This is a genomic window from Desulfurivibrio dismutans (genome assembly GCF_029210385.1).
GTDB lineage: Bacteria > Desulfobacterota > Desulfobulbia > Desulfobulbales > Desulfurivibrionaceae > Desulfurivibrio > Desulfurivibrio dismutans.
In genome coordinates, this window is sequence record NZ_JARGDQ010000010.1 from 58,542 (window position 1) to 72,756 (window position 14,215).

9 protein-coding genes are annotated in these 14,215 nt (G+C 59.2%); all 9 read right to left on the reverse strand.

All coding sequences use genetic code 11. The annotated features are described in order from the left end of the window. Nucleotides 1–70: 70 nt before the first annotated feature. The 9 genes from folP to P0N66_RS11405 all read right to left on the reverse strand — a co-directional run bounded on the left by folP (nucleotide 71) and on the right by P0N66_RS11405 (nucleotide 14,203). Complete coding sequence (folP, locus tag P0N66_RS11365; RefSeq protein ID WP_275805481.1) at nucleotides 71–943, reverse strand: dihydropteroate synthase; 873 nt, start codon at nucleotides 941–943, stop codon at nucleotides 71–73. After that, nucleotides 943–2,895: an ATP-dependent zinc metalloprotease FtsH gene (gene ftsH, locus P0N66_RS11370; protein WP_275805483.1), complete on the reverse strand. Its 1,953-nt coding sequence runs from the start codon at nucleotides 2,893–2,895 to the stop codon at nucleotides 943–945. The genes folP and ftsH overlap by 1 nt, the downstream gene beginning before the upstream one ends. A gap of 138 nt (nucleotides 2,896–3,033) precedes the next feature. Continuing rightward, entirely contained in the window at nucleotides 3,034–6,255 is a 3,222-nt protein-coding gene (carB, locus tag P0N66_RS11375; protein WP_275805485.1) for a carbamoyl-phosphate synthase large subunit, read from the reverse strand. Nucleotides 6,256–6,337: 82 nt separating this feature from the next. Continuing rightward, on the reverse strand, nucleotides 6,338–7,447 hold the full coding sequence (gene carA / locus P0N66_RS11380) for a glutamine-hydrolyzing carbamoyl-phosphate synthase small subunit (protein WP_275805487.1): 1,110 nt from the start codon (nucleotides 7,445–7,447) through the stop codon (nucleotides 6,338–6,340). 140 nt (nucleotides 7,448–7,587) lie between these two features. Further along, nucleotides 7,588–8,982 (reverse strand): 3-deoxy-D-manno-octulosonic acid transferase, encoded by a 1,395-nt coding sequence (locus P0N66_RS11385; protein WP_275805490.1) that lies wholly within the window; start codon nucleotides 8,980–8,982, stop codon nucleotides 7,588–7,590. A gap of 219 nt (nucleotides 8,983–9,201) precedes the next feature. Then, the gene (locus tag P0N66_RS11390) at nucleotides 9,202–11,196 is read right to left on the reverse strand and encodes a hypothetical protein (protein WP_275805492.1); all 1,995 of its coding nucleotides are present in this window, start codon (nucleotides 11,194–11,196) and stop codon (nucleotides 9,202–9,204) included. Beyond that, the gene (locus P0N66_RS11395) at nucleotides 11,186–11,767 is read right to left on the reverse strand and encodes a HyaD/HybD family hydrogenase maturation endopeptidase (protein ID WP_275805494.1); all 582 of its coding nucleotides are present in this window, start codon (nucleotides 11,765–11,767) and stop codon (nucleotides 11,186–11,188) included. The genes P0N66_RS11390 and P0N66_RS11395 overlap by 11 nt, the downstream gene beginning before the upstream one ends. Beyond that, nucleotides 11,764–12,453: a Ni/Fe-hydrogenase, b-type cytochrome subunit gene (cybH, locus tag P0N66_RS11400; RefSeq protein ID WP_275805496.1), complete on the reverse strand. Its 690-nt coding sequence runs from the start codon at nucleotides 12,451–12,453 to the stop codon at nucleotides 11,764–11,766. Before cybH ends, P0N66_RS11395 begins: the two co-directional genes overlap by 4 nt. 46 nt (nucleotides 12,454–12,499) lie before the next feature. Beyond that, nucleotides 12,500–14,203, reverse strand: coding sequence for a nickel-dependent hydrogenase large subunit (locus P0N66_RS11405; RefSeq protein WP_275805498.1), 1,704 nt, complete (start codon nucleotides 14,201–14,203; stop codon nucleotides 12,500–12,502). Nucleotides 14,204–14,215: the final 12 nt, after the last annotated feature.

Here is a 14,215-nt window from a genome sequence, read left to right on the forward strand (position 1 = left end):
GCAATACAGCCTCAAAAGGTCGTGATGTATCGCCCGTCCGGTGTACGTTGGTATCTATGGTGATTGCCTGTCAAGTCCCGGTTTCCCCGGAAGATTGACAGGCCAGGGTTACTTTAATGGCCTGTGCTGTGGCCTGGACGTCATGCACCCGGATGATATCGGCGCCCTTCAGTACGCACAGGGCGGAAATCACCGCCGAGGGCAGATCGCGCTGGTTTACCGGCAGGTCATCCAGCAGTTTGCCGATGAAGGATTTACGCGAATGCCCCACCAGCAAGGGCTGGCCCAGGGTACGAAATTCGTCGAGCCGGCGGATGATCTCCAGATTGTGGAACAGCGTTTTGCCAAAACCGATGCCGGGATCAACGATCAGCCGTTCCCGGGTGATACCGGCGGTGACCAGTTCCTCGATCCGGCTGGCAAGCATGGCCTTGATATCCGTGACCACATCATCATACTGGGGGTTGATCTGCATGTCGGCCGGGGTGCCCTGCATGTGCATGATGATCACCGGCCAGTCACCCTGGGCGGCCAGTCCCGGCATGGCCGGGTCAAGACGCAGGGCACTGATATCGTTGATGATGCTGGCTCCGGCCGCCAGGGCTTCGCGGGCTACCACCGCCTTGGTGGTGTCCACCGAGATGGGGATGGAGGCGTGCAGTCGGCGGACGGCCCGGATCGCTGGCAGCACCCGGGCCAATTCTGCCTCCGCCGTCACCGCCGGGGCAAAAGGACGGGTTGATTCGCCGCCGATATCAATGATGTCGGCCCCGTCATGCAGCATTTGCTCCGCCTGGCGACTGACGGTCGCCTCTGTGGTCCACCGGCCGCCATCGGAAAAGGAGTCCGGGGTTACATTGAGGATGCCCATGATCAGTGGGCGGCGATGGCCGCCGTTGGCGGTGGCAGCCACTGTAAACAGCGCCTCAGCAACCATGTTCATCACTGTGGTGGTTCGTTTTTTCCCGAACTGTCCGGTTGCGGTTCCGAGGCGGAATCGCTGGCGGTCGCCGACGTCGGCGAGACGTTGTTGGCTGCCCCTGTCCCGTCTGTTTCCGGAGACTCCTCGGCCTGCGGTGATGACGGGGCCGACGGTGGGGCCTCCCCCCGCTCCTCGCGGATTATCCGTTCAATATCTTCAAGCATCAGGGTTTCTTTGTCCAGCAGTTCCTCTGCCACCCGGTGCAGGATGGTCAGGTTTTCCTCCAGCAGGTCGCGAACCTTGTCTTTGGACTCCATGATCATCCGCCTTACTTCGTTGTCGATCTGGATGGCGGTTGATTCGGAATAGTCACGGTGCTGGGAAATCTCCCGGCCCAGGAAGATCTGTTCCTCCTTTTTGCCGAAGGTCAGCGGTCCCATGGCATCGCTCATACCCCATTCGCACACCATCTTGCGGGCCATGGCGGTAGCCCGCTCGATGTCGTTGCCCGCTCCGGTGGTGATTTCATTGAAGACCAGTTCTTCGGCGGTTCTGCCGCCCAGCAGAATACAGAGGTTGTTGAGCAGATAACTTCTGGGGTAGGTGTATTTTTCTTCCAGGGGAAGTTGCTGGGTCAGACCCAAAGCCCGGCCCCGGGGGATAATGGTTACTTTGTGCAGCGGATCGGTGCCGGGCAGCAATTTGGCCACCAGGGCATGCCCCGCTTCGTGGTAGGCGGTGATCTTTTTTTCCTCTTCAGTGATGATCATACTGCGGCGTTCGGAGCCCATCATCACTTTGTCCTTGGCCTGCTCAAGGTGTTTTTCGGTGATGATCTCGGCGTTTTCCCGGGCCGCCAGCAAAGCCGCCTCGTTGACCATGTTCTCCAGATCAGCCCCGGAAAAACCGGGAGTGCCGCGGGCGATTCGGACCCAGTCGACGTTGGTGTCCATCTGGGTCTTTTTGGCGTGCACCTTGAGAATCTGCTCACGGCCCCGTACATCAGGCGGCGGCACCGTAACCTGGCGGTCGAAACGGCCCGGGCGCAGCAGGGCCGGGTCCAGCACGTCGGGACGGTTGGTGGCGGCCACGATGATTACGCCCTCGTTGGCCTCAAAACCGTCCATTTCCACCAGCAATTGGTTAAGGGTCTGCTCTCGCTCGTCGTGGCCGCCGCCCAGGCCCGCGCCACGATGCCGACCCACGGCGTCAATTTCATCAATGAAGATGATACAGGGGGCGTTCTTCTTGCCTTGAACAAACAGATCCCGCACCCGGGAGGCGCCCACCCCGACAAACATCTCCACGAAATCCGAGCCGCTGATGGAGAAAAATGGTACCCCGGCCTCACCGGCGATGGCCTTGGCCAGCAGGGTCTTGCCGGTGCCGGGTGAGCCCATCAGCAATACCCCTTTGGGGATGCGGCCGCCGAGACGGGTGAATTTGCTGGGGTCTTTGAGGAAATCAATAATTTCCTCCAGTTCTTCCTTGGCCTCATCGATCCCGGCCACATCTTCGAACGTTACTTTGCTGGTCTGTTGATCCAGCAGACGGGCCTTGCTTTTGCCGAAACTCATGGCCTTGCCGCCGCCCATCTGCATCTGACGCATGAAGAAGATCCAGACCCCGATCAGCAACAGAAAAGGGAACCAGGAGATCAGCATGGTGAGGTACCATGGTGTTTCCGCCTCCTCTTCAACTTTGATATTAACTCCCTGGCGTCGCAACAGCGGGATCATTTCGGCATCTTCCGGGATTACCACGTTAAAGGTGCGTCCTTCCGGGCCTTTAGCCTTTATTTTGTGGCCCTGGATCAGCACTTCACTGACCGCTCCGGCCTCGACACTGGTCAGGAAGTCGGAGTAGCTCATCTCGCTTATTTCCGGCTGGGGCTGACTGAAGAGATTGAACAGCATGATCAGGGTCAGGCCGATGATCAGCCACATGGAGAGATTTTTATAGAAGAGATTCAAAAAACTGCCTCCGCTTGTTATCGGGGATTGTCTACTGGATACATGATCAGGATAAGTTAAGACAGCCGCCCGGGAAAGTCCAGTACTACCTTTGCTGGACTTTCCCGGTTAATTGATGCGCCCATTTTATGGGGTTGATTACATTTTTTGAAAATCCTGGATCGGTTTTACCCCCATGGTTTTTTCTTGCATGGTGCTGATTGCGCGGACCATGGACTCCGCCCCGGCGATGGTGGTGGTGTAGGGCAGGTGGTAGTCCAGGGCGGCCCGGCGGATGGTGTAGGAGTCCTCGGTGGTGCGGGTTCCCATGGAGATATTGACGATCCACTGGATCTCGTGGTTGCTGATCATGTCCAGCACATGCGGCCGGCCTTCGGAAATTTTGTTGACCTGGTTGCAGGCCACCCCCTGTTGGGCCAGGTGGTCGGCGGTGCCGGCGGTGGCTACCAGGGTGAAGCCCAGTTCGCTCAGGCGCCGGGCAATGGGTAAAATGGCCGGTTTGTCCGGGTGGCGGACGCTTAGAAAGACGGTGCCGGTCTGGGGAATTTTCTGGCCGGCGGCCAGTTGCGACTTGGCGAAGGCCAGTCCCACGCAGTCATCGATCCCCATGACTTCACCGGTGGATTTCATTTCCGGCCCCAAAATGGTATCGACATTGTCAAAGCGGTCGAAGGGGAAAACCGCCTCCTTGACCGCGTAATGTTTGATTTTAACCTCGGTGGTCAGCCCTAAAGAGGCCAGGGTCTCGCCCATCATCACCTTGGTGGCCAGCTTGGCCAGCGGAACCCCGGTGGCCTTGCTGACAAAAGGTACGGTTCGGGAGGCCCGGGGGTTGACTTCCAGCACAAACAGGTTGTTGTCCTTGACCGCAAACTGGATGTTCATCAGCCCCTTGACCTTGAGTTCGGCGGCCATGGCCTTGCTGGCGGTCTTGATTTCCTCAAGCATCTCCGGGGCCAGGGTATGGGGCGGCAAAACGCAGGCCGAGTCGCCGGAGTGGATTCCAGCCTCTTCAATATGCTGCATGATTCCGCCGATGATGGTGGTTTCGCCGTCGGAAACGGCGTCCACGTCTACCTCGATGGCGTCTTTGAGGAACTTGTCGATCAGGATCGGGTGCTCGGGTGAGACATCGACGGCATTGGCGATATAGTTATTCAACTCCCGTTCATTGTAGACAATACGCATGGCCCGGCCGCCCAGCACGTAAGAGGGACGGACCACCACCGGATAGCCGATCTTCCGGGCCACCGCCAGAGCCTCTTCGGCCTGACGGGCCAGGCCGTTGGCCGGCTGGCGCAGATTCAGTTTCTGCAGAAACTGCTGGAAACGTTCCCGATCCTCAGCCCGGTCGATGGAATCAGGTGAGGTGCCCAGGATCGGCACCCCGGCCTTGGCCAGCGGTACGGCCAGATTCAGCGGGGTTTGACCGCCGAACTGAACAATAACCCCTTCAGGCTTTTCCTTGTCAATGATATTGAGCACATCCTCCCGGGTCAGGGGTTCGAAGTAGAGCCGGTCGGAGGTGTCATAATCGGTGGAGACCGTTTCCGGGTTGGAGTTGACCATGATCGATTCCACTCCCAGCTCACGCAAGGCGAAGGAGGCGTGCACACAGCAGTAGTCGAACTCGATGCCTTGGCCGATGCGGTTGGGGCCGCCGCCTAAAATCATGACTTTGCGCTTGCCGCTTTCCCGGCCTTCATCTTCGGTTTCATAGGTGGAATAATAGTAGGGAGTGTAGGCCTCAAACTCGGCGGCACAGGTGTCCACCAGTTTATACACCGGCTTGCAGTTAAGTTTTTCCCGCAACTCGCGCACGTCGTCTTCCGAGGTGCCGGTGAGAAAGGCCAGTTGGCGATCGGCAAAACCACAGCGCTTTACCTTCTCCAGCAGCTCGCGGTTCAGCCCGGCAAAGCCGGTCCGGCGGATTTCGCCCTCCAGGGCCAGGATCCCGGCCAGGTGATTAAGGAACCAGGAGTCGATCATGGTTACCCGGTGCAGGCGTTCCACTCCAATCCCCCGGCGCAGGGCCTCATACAGTTGGAAAATGCGCAGGGAGCTGGGTTTGCGCAGGGCATTTTCCAGGTCGGTATCGTCCAGGTGGGTGAATTTTTCGAACTTGGGATCGGCGCCGAAGCCGCTGCAGCCGATTTCCAAAGAACGCAGCCCCTTTTGCATGGCCTCCTTGAAAGTGCGGCCGATGGCCATGGTTTCCCCCACCGACTTCATGGCGGTGGTCAGCAGGTCTTCGGCCTCGGGGAATTTTTCAAAGGTCCAGCGGGGGATTTTGACCACGCAGTAGTCGATGGTCGGTTCAAAAGCGGCGTAGGTTTCCCGGGTGATATCGTTTTGGATTTCATCCAAAGTGTAGCCCACTGCCAGTTTGGCGGCGATCTTGGCGATGGGAAAGCCGGTGGCCTTGGAGGCCAGAGCCGAAGAGCGGCTGACCCGGGGGTTCATTTCGATTATCATCAGTTCGCCGTCGGCGGGGTTGACGGCAAACTGCACATTGGAGCCGCCGGTCTCCACCCCGATCTCCCGCATGATGGCCAGCGAGGCATCACGCATCTGCTGGTACTCGCGATCGGTGAGGGTTTGGGCTGGGGCGACGGTGATCGAATCGCCGGTATGAACTCCCATGGGATCCAGGTTTTCGATGGAGCAGATGATCACCACGTTGTCGTTTTTGTCCCGCATCACCTCAAGCTCGTATTCCTTCCAACCCAGCAGGCTTTTTTCCAGCATTACCTCACTGTTGATGGAAAGATCAAGGCCGTGCTCACAGATCTCCTCCAGTTCCTGCTGGTTGTAGGCAATGCCGCCGCCGGTGCCGCCCAGGGTGAAGCTGGGCCGGACAATCACCGGAAAGCCGATCTCCACCGCCGCCGCCTTGGCTTCGGCGAGGGTGTGAATGATGACACTTTCCGGCACCTTAAGGCCTATCTTGCGCATGGCCTCGCGGAAGGAGTCCCGCCCTTCGGCCTTGCGGATTACATCGATGCGGGCGGCCAGCAGCTCAACCCCGTATTTTTCCAGAACCCCCATCTCCGCCACCCGGATGGCGGTGTTGAGGCCGGTCTGGCCGCCCAGGGTGGGCAGCAGAGCGTCGGGTCGCTCTTTTTCAATAACCTTGGCCACAAACTCGGGGGTGATCGGTTCAATGTAGGTGGCGTCGGCGATCTCCGGATCGGTCATGATGGTGGCCGGGTTGGAGTTGATCAACACCACCTGGTAACCCTCTTCCTTCAGGGCTTTAACCGCCTGGGTGCCGGAATAATCAAACTCGCAGGCCTGGCTGATGATGATGGGGCCGGAGCCGATGATCAGAATTTTTTTGATGTCGGTGCGTTTGGGCATGGTGATCGATTATCCTTAGGTCTTTATCATCAGGTTACGGGGCATGGTGAACAGGGCTTTCAGTGAGCAGCAAAAGCCATGGTCAACCCATCATCTTTACGAAACGTTCAAACAGGTATACAGCATCGTGGGGGCCTGGGGCGTTTTCCGGGTGATACTGGACGGAGAAGGCCGGCATTTTCCGGTGGCGGATACCCTCAACCGAGTTGTCGTTGAGGTTGATGTGGGTCAACTCCACTTCGTTTTTATCCAGGCTGGCCATGTCGACACAGAAACCGTGGTTCTGGGAGGTGATCTCCACCTTGCCGGTGGCTAGATCCTTGACCGGCTGGTTGATGCCCCGGTGGCCGAATTTTAATTTATAGGTGCTGCCGCCGTAGGCCAGACTGAGCAACTGGTTTCCCAGGCAGATGCCGAAAATCGGTTTTTTACCAAGCAATTCCCGGATGGTGTCGGTGACCTCGGCGATCCCGGCGGGATCACCAGGGCCGTTTGAAAGGAAAATGCCATCGGGTTCCATGGCCAGGATGGTGTCGGCATCGGTATGGCACGGCACCACCTGCACCCGGCAGCCATGGGCGGCCAGCAACCGCAGTTGGTTGTACTTCAGGCCGTAGTCGATGGCCACCACCTTATACTGCCCGGGGTCGGCGCTGGTAAAATTGGAACCGGCCACCGGGCCATTGCCGGTCCAGCCGTAAGGTTCCCGGCAGGTGACCTCCCGAGCCAGGTCCCGGCCCACCAGGCCCGGTGACCTTTTGGCCTTGGCCACCAGGGAGGCATGGTCCAGATCTTCGGTGGAGACCACCCCTTTCATGGCCCCGGCCTGGCGAATATGGCGGGTCAGGGCCCGGGTGTCGACTCCTTCAATGCCCAGAACGCCGTATTTCTGCAGCAGCTCCGCCAGGGTGCCGGTGGAGCGGAAATTGCTGGGAAAAGAGCAGTATTCGCGAACAATGAAGGCCTCCACCTGCACCCGCTCCGACTCCATGTCCTCTTCGTTGATCCCGTAATTGCCGATCAGAGGATAGGTCATGGTTACGATCTGACCTTTGTAGGAAGGGTCGCTCAGCAACTCCTGGTAGCCGCTCATGCCGGTGTTGAATACGACTTCGCCGGTGGTTTCACCGGCACCGGTAAAAGAGACTCCTTCAAAAACTGTCCCGTCTTCCAGGGCGATACATGCTTTCATCGGCGGTTTTCCCTTTTTGGTTAACTGTGGCGAGCTTGCTAAAAACCGCCACACATGTTGGTCGGTAACGTAACGCAAAAAAAACTGTCCCGGGATAGAACCGGAAAAAATATCTGCAATGCGTACCAGTTGGCGGTGCCCTAGCGACGCCGACAACTGCTGTTCTCTGAATAGAGTTGCTTTTTGATCAGTTCCGCCTGTTGTCGGGCCGCCCCTCGCAGGGTATGGGCGATATCGCGAGCCTTGTCGGCGGCGCGGTGGTATTCGGCGGGGCGGGTATGGAAGGCCATAATGCGTTGACAAATACCTTCATCGTCGCGGACCATGAAGCCACCGCCGCCGTTGATTAACAATTCGGCATCTTCCCGAAAATCTTCCATGTAAGGCCCGAACAGTACCGGTTTGCCCAAAGATGCCGCTTCAAGCAGGTTGTGGCCGCCTTTCCGCACCAGGCTGCCGCCGCAGAAAACGTAGTCGGCCACGCCGTAAAGAGCGGCCAGTTCGCCCATGCGGTCCACCAGCAGAACCAGGCTCCGTTTGCTCTGAATATCAGCGTTTTGCGCCGGCCGCCGGCCGGCAGTTGCTTCGTCGTTTTCGGAGGCCTTGAGCCGGTCGCTGTAGCGCCAGTATATTAACGCCCGTTGCTGAAAAAAGTTTTCGATCTCCGGTAGCCGCCGCAGGTGGCGCGGGGCAATGATCAGTACCAGGCCGGGAAGATTGCGCTTTAAACGCTGCCAGGCGGCCAGCAGCAGTTCTTCTTCGCCGGTGTGGGTGCTGCCGGCGACCAGTACTGGTTGCTCGGGGTGCAGGCCCAATCGGCTCCGCAGCTGTTCCGTTTGTTGCCGGGCCTCCAGCTCAAGTTTGTCGGCTGGCCCGGGGGCGGTCGGCCGCAGGTCATACTTAGCGTTGCCGCTCACTCGGATGCTTTCAGGGACAGCACCCAACTTGCGGAAACGTTGAGCGTCATCGTCACCGATGGCGGAAATGGCCCGAAAGCGGCCAATGGTTCGACCGATTAGAGGTGCAACCGGCCACGTCCGGTAACGACGGTACGATTTTTCTGAAAGCCGGGCGTTGAGCAGCAGGGGCCCGGCCCGGTGCAGCTCAGCCTGACGAATGATCTCCGGCCACAGTTCGGTTTCCAGGCCGACGTAGAGGTCCGGCGCAATCCTGCCCATGGCCTGGTGGCAGACTCCGAAAAGGTCCAATGGGGCGAAGATCGAAACAACTCCTGACGGCATAGTCTCACAGCTGAGTTGATGGCCGTGTCGGGTCAGGGTTGATACCCATATCTCGGCCTCCGGAATCTGACGCTCGATTGCCGGGATCAGGGCCCGGGCCACCTGTACTTCTCCCACCGAAGCAGCGTGCAGCCAGAGGCGTTGCTTTTTCAACGGCGGCAGAGGGGTACGAGGGTGAAACCCGAGGCGTTGCCGCCACTCATAAGCTTTGCCCCCCAGCGAATAAATGACAAAAAGTGGTGATATAACCAGAAAACATGCCCAGGCAATGATCTGGTAGATGAAATTAGCCAATTAATGACAGCCTTTTGCAAAAATTTCCCGATCGTGTGGTGCGTAACTGCGGCCCGGTGAGCGATAGGGCCAAATAACAGCTTGATTTGGGGTAACTTTGTTGGTCGATAAAGTGTTTCTTTCACGCTTGGCAAAATTGGACAATTAAACCCGTAATTTTGTCTTTCGTCAATGTCTTTAGGGGCTTTAGGTAAGAGAATTTTTTCATCGCCCGCCGGTTCACTTGAAAATGTCAAGGGCGTTTTTAAGAAGTTCCCGGCGTGCAGGGCTGGACGGGCGGGCGGCTGGCAACGGTGGGTGGTCCGAAGAGGAGGGTTGGTCCCAGAGGCGGCCGATGGTCGGCAGGCTGTTCAAGGGCACGGGAGGAGGCGGGAGCAGAAAATCGCTATTCCCCTGGCGGCGAATGGCTTGAAAAAATGCGGGATGCAGGCAGAGTGGAGTGCAAAGCGCCACTTGCGGGGCGGAACCAGGCGGGGTTTGCTCCCATATGCAGCGGGCCAGGCGTTCCGCCAGACTTTCCAGGAAACCCCGGCAGATAGCGGCGGGGGTGGCCCCGGCCAGGGCGTAGCTCATGGCGCTGCGGCACAGCAGGCGATGATCGAGCACGAAGCGATCCTCTTCCCGGATCAGTTCCAACTGCGGGCTGCGCCCTGGGGTGGTTTGGGCGGCCAGCTCGAGGAAACGTTGTTGCGCTGCCATGGGGGTGTCTGCCGGTTGGCCGCAAAGCAGCAGCAAAAGGGCGCACAGGTCGCCCAGGGCAGTGATCTGCAGGGGTGGTTCCAGTGCCTTGACAGCCTGCCGACGCTCGGGAAAATGCCGGCTGAAGTTGCCCCACAGACGCATGCCCTGGGGGTCGAGGCCGGCGATCTGGGCAATAATGGTACTGGCCTTAATGGGCTGGTAGTGGGCTGGAGATGAAAGGATGATGGCCGTCTCTTTTTCGGCTCGGGCCGCCAGCAGGGCCATGCCGTCGGGTTCAAAAGTCAGGGTGATGCCGAAAACCCGGCCGAAAGCCGGGGTGGTCGGGGTGGTGGCAAGAAAGCCGGCAAAGGCCTGGCGGTGCAAGTCGGGTTGGCTGGGCTGGTCAAAGGACTTTTCGCTCGCCACCGCCGGGTGGTTTTCTTCCAGCACCACCGTGGCTGAGCCGGCTCCTTGGCTAATGTGGTTGCCGACGGCGGACTTGGGCTGCCGGACGGTGACCCGGAAGCCGTCCGGGCTGGAACTGCCGGTAAGCTCGGGCGTAAAGTTGAGCGGCGCCAGCAGTGGGGTGATGGCCCGGGTGCCGCTAAGCAACCAGCATTGTCCGTGGTCGGTAAAGAGCAGCGGTCGTTGGTGGGCGGCCTGGATTTCCGTCAGGAACAGAAGCGGAACTTCAAGGTTTTGCAAATGACGGCTCAGGTACCAGTAGCCGAGATCGTCGGCCAGACCCACTGGCAGGGGGGCGGAAGGCAACTGGTAACTTTGCTGGGCATGCTCGCTGGGGTGCAGTATCACCAGAGGTTTTTCCCAGGCCGCCAGCCGGAGCAGTTCGTCATCACCGCAAAGCCAGTGATTGGGGATGGATCGCGGGTCGGTGATCAGCACTTGGAGCTGGTTGCGGGCCGTGGCAGGTTGGCTGGAGACCGTGGCGGTGCCGGTGGGAGAGATAATCGTCAGCGCCTGTCCTTGGGCCAGCCGGCCGGCGGCCTGGGCCAGGAACGTGTGCTGGGCCCGGGGGTCAGGCACGGCGGCGGTAGCCGGAGTTGGTTCAAATCGCAGCGGACCGGAGGGAGCAAGCTTTACCTGGCATGCTGCCGGGTTAGACCGGGAGCAGATTGCACAATGAATATTCAGCTCTGTCCGCCCGGCCTGGAAATGCTCCTCGGCCTGGCGCAGGCAGCGGGGGCAGGGAGGCAGCCTGAAACCTGCGGTCCAACCCGGTCCGCTCGGGTTGCCAGGCCGCGGTTGGGCCACGGAATTACCGTCATTGTCCTTTTCGTCGGCCGGCTGGATCCCACTTTGCGTCAGAAAGATCGAGAGAGGGATTTCCCGCCCCAGGGTTTCCGCCAGGACGGCCAGCTCTTCTTCCTCGCCGACGGCCAGCAAGCTGATTTCCCGATGGGGCTGAGTAAGTTGCAGAGGGGTTTCTGACTCGGATTGAAAACGGGCCAGAAAGTCGTGCAAGATGCTGTTTAAAGTTAGAGTACGGAAGAAAAAACGGATTTTATGGCCCACATGCACCTCCCCGGCAACAGTGGTGGGCGATTTCGGCGATGGGGGCAGCGGCAACCCTGGTGGCTTGATAGCCCCATTGGGCCAGGATATCCAGAGCCTTTTGTTCCATCAGTACGGCGGCCCGTTGAGCTTCCGGGCTGAGCTGGAAAGTGGTTTCGCTGATTATTTCGGGGACCGCCGCCAGGACGGTAATTTGCGGGATATCCCCGGCCAGTCGCATCATCGCCAGGGTCTGGTGCATCTCCACCTCATGGGCGCTGCCCCGGCCACTGAGCGGGGCCGGCACCTGCCGGTAATCAAAGCAGAACACCTCGCCGGGGGCGACACCATTGGCGGTGATGCTGTCCAGCAGCAACACCCGGCGGTAATCGGCCAGCAAAGGGATCAGGTGCGGTCCCAAGGTGCCGCCGTCGACAATGGCGAGGGGCAGGGCGGCGGGGTTTGAATCGGTGCTGAAACGATAATTGGCCTGCAACAGAGAGGCCAGGTGTACTCCCAGCCCCTCGTCGCCAAAGAGCACATTGCCCACCCCCAGCACCAGGGTTTTCGGTAACTCGTGCAAAGCGGTCAAACTTTAGGGGGAATCTTTTTGAAACTGTAGCCGCTGAACATGGGCTCGGTACTGCCGCCTGGGTTTATATTGGCCGACCAGTAAACCATGTAAAGGTGGATGGGGATAAAGATGAGCAGCAGCCACATTATAATGTAGTGCAGATTGCTCACCCCGGTCAGCCCGCCCAGCCAGACCGTCACCGGCCCCAGCAGGGTGCCCAGTACGCCGCCCAGGCCGTCGTGGTAATTGGCGGCATGCAGAATAAGCCCGGTCAGGACCTGGAACAGCAACAGCAGCATAAGGATCATGTAGGCCACGTGTTGCAGTGGCCCGTATGCCCCTTTGCGCTCAAAAGAGCCCAGCAGCAGATAATACTTAAGCTGTTTTCCCCAGGATGAAAGGCTCAAGGTGTCACGGAAGGAAGCCCGTTCGTAACGTCGGCTGTGTTCGTCGAAGAAGAAGAGAAAAATCCGCATGATCACGACAAACATCAGGCCAAAACCAAAAACCACATGCCAGAAACGGACCAGGGAATTCTGGAAGTTGACCGGTTCCAGGGCCGGGCTGGGGGTCAGAAAGGGTTTGGCCAGGTAGAAACCGGTGACTACCAGGGCAACAATCAACAGGGCTCGCAACCAGTGCAAACCGCGAACTTCGGCGGAAAAACAGTAGAGCTTGGCAAAAAATTCACGTTCGGTAATCATCTTGCCGGACCTCCATGGGAAGTTGTCTGCAGTTGGCGGCCGTCAGTCATCGTCCCGGCTCCACTCGGTAGCTGGCCAGCTCATTACCCTGGTAATCCATGACATGCACGGCACAGGCCAGGCAGGGGTCGAAGGAATGGATGGTACGGATTATTTCCAGGGGCTGGTTGGGGTCGGCCAGTTTGGTGCCGATCAGAGCCGCCTCATAGGGACCGTGTTGCCTGGCCCCGTCCATGGGGCTGGCGTTCCAGGTGGTGGGCACCACGCACTGGTAATTTTCGATCACCCCGTTTTTGATTTTTACCCAGTGCCCCAGCATGCCCCGGGGTACGTCGTTCAAGGCCCGGCCCTGATACTCCCGGTTACGGTCAATCACGTAGGGGGCGCAGGTTTCCTGGTCCACTTTGAGGTTTTCCACCAGGTTCATGAGGGTGGTCTTGCCGTGGTCGGCGATCAGTTTGGTTTGCAGCATCCGGCCGGCGGTGCGGCCCAAAGTGCTGAACAGGGCCGGCACCGGAACCCCGGTTTCAGCCAGGAAGTCGTCCACCACCGCGCGGACTTTTTCGTTACCCCGGGCGTAACCCACCAGCATCTGGGCCAGGGGGCCGACTTCCATGACCCGACCGTCGTAGCGGGGGGCCTTAACCCAGGTGTATTTGCCCTTTTCATCGATGATCTTGGCCCGCCCTTGCATGGTGTCGCCGTCCCGGAAGCCGGTGTAGTTGGGCTCGGTTTTACCCTGGTACGGGTGACGGCTTTGGTCGTCGTGGTACCAGGCGTGGGTGGCCTCTTCGGTGATCTTGTCTTCGTCCACATCGTGGGCCCGGCTTAGATCGCCGTCCAGGACCATGCCGCGGTCGAACAGCCACTCGTTGCGGCTGATCTGAAAATCACGAGCGGCGATAAAGTTCTGCACCCCGCTGCCCTTGAGGACGCTGTCTTCGCCGATGAAGGACTCGGCGGCCATCTTGACATCGGCATAATAAGCCCGGTTCATGAAATCGCTGACTTCGTCGAACTTGGTCAGGTACTCGCCCAGCCGGTTGGGGTTGAGCAAATCCATCACGCAGGTCACCCCGCCCACCACCAGCGACTGGGGGTGCGGCTGCTTGCCGCCGAAAATGGCCAGCATCTGGGCGGCGTTGCGCTGCACTTCCAGGGCTTTCAGGTAGTGAGACAGAACAATCAGGTTCTGCTCGGGGGTGAAATGGTAAGTTTTGTGGCCCCAGTAAGCGTTGGCAAAGGGACCCAGGTGCCCCTCCTCGACAAATCCCTTGAGTCTGGTCTGGACCGCCGTTAACTCGTCGGCGCCGGTGGCGATGGGGATTTCGGCATACTTGAAGGCCAGGTCCGATGCCTTGCGGGGGTCGGCCTCCAGGGCCCGGGTAATATCGCACCAGTCCAGCCCGTGCAGGTGGTAAAAATGGACGATATGGTCATGGAGAAACAGGGCCTGACTCATCAGGGTCCGGGTCAGGATGGCGTTGTAGGGCGGAGCGATGCCCAGGGCGTTTTCCACCGCTTCGATTCCCACCCGGTAGTGGGAATAGGTGCAGACTCCGCAGATGCGCTGGGTCAGCAGGCCGGCATCACGGGGATCCCGGCCCTTGAGAATAAGCTCGATTCCCCGCCAGAGGGTACTGCTGGCGTAGGCATCCTGGATGACGTTGTTGTCATCTACCATAACCTCCATCCGCAGGTGTCCTTCGATGCGGGTAATGGGATCCACCACGATGCGTTTGGCTGCCATAAGCGGTTCTCC

Excerpts from the sequence above, each read along its gene's own strand:
- folP (WP_275805481.1), bottom strand. The coding sequence starts at position 943 with ATGAACATGGTTGCTGAGGCGCTGTTTACAGTGGCTGCCACCGCCAAC.
- carB (WP_275805485.1), bottom strand. The coding sequence starts at position 6,255 with ATGCCCAAACGCACCGACATCAAAAAAATTCTGATCATCGGCTCCGGC.
- carA (WP_275805487.1), bottom strand. The coding sequence starts at position 7,447 with ATGAAAGCATGTATCGCCCTGGAAGACGGGACAGTTTTTGAAGGAGTC.
- cybH (WP_275805496.1), bottom strand. The coding sequence starts at position 12,453 with ATGATTACCGAACGTGAATTTTTTGCCAAGCTCTACTGTTTTTCCGCC.
- P0N66_RS11405 (WP_275805498.1), bottom strand. The coding sequence starts at position 14,203 with ATGGCAGCCAAACGCATCGTGGTGGATCCCATTACCCGCATCGAAGGA.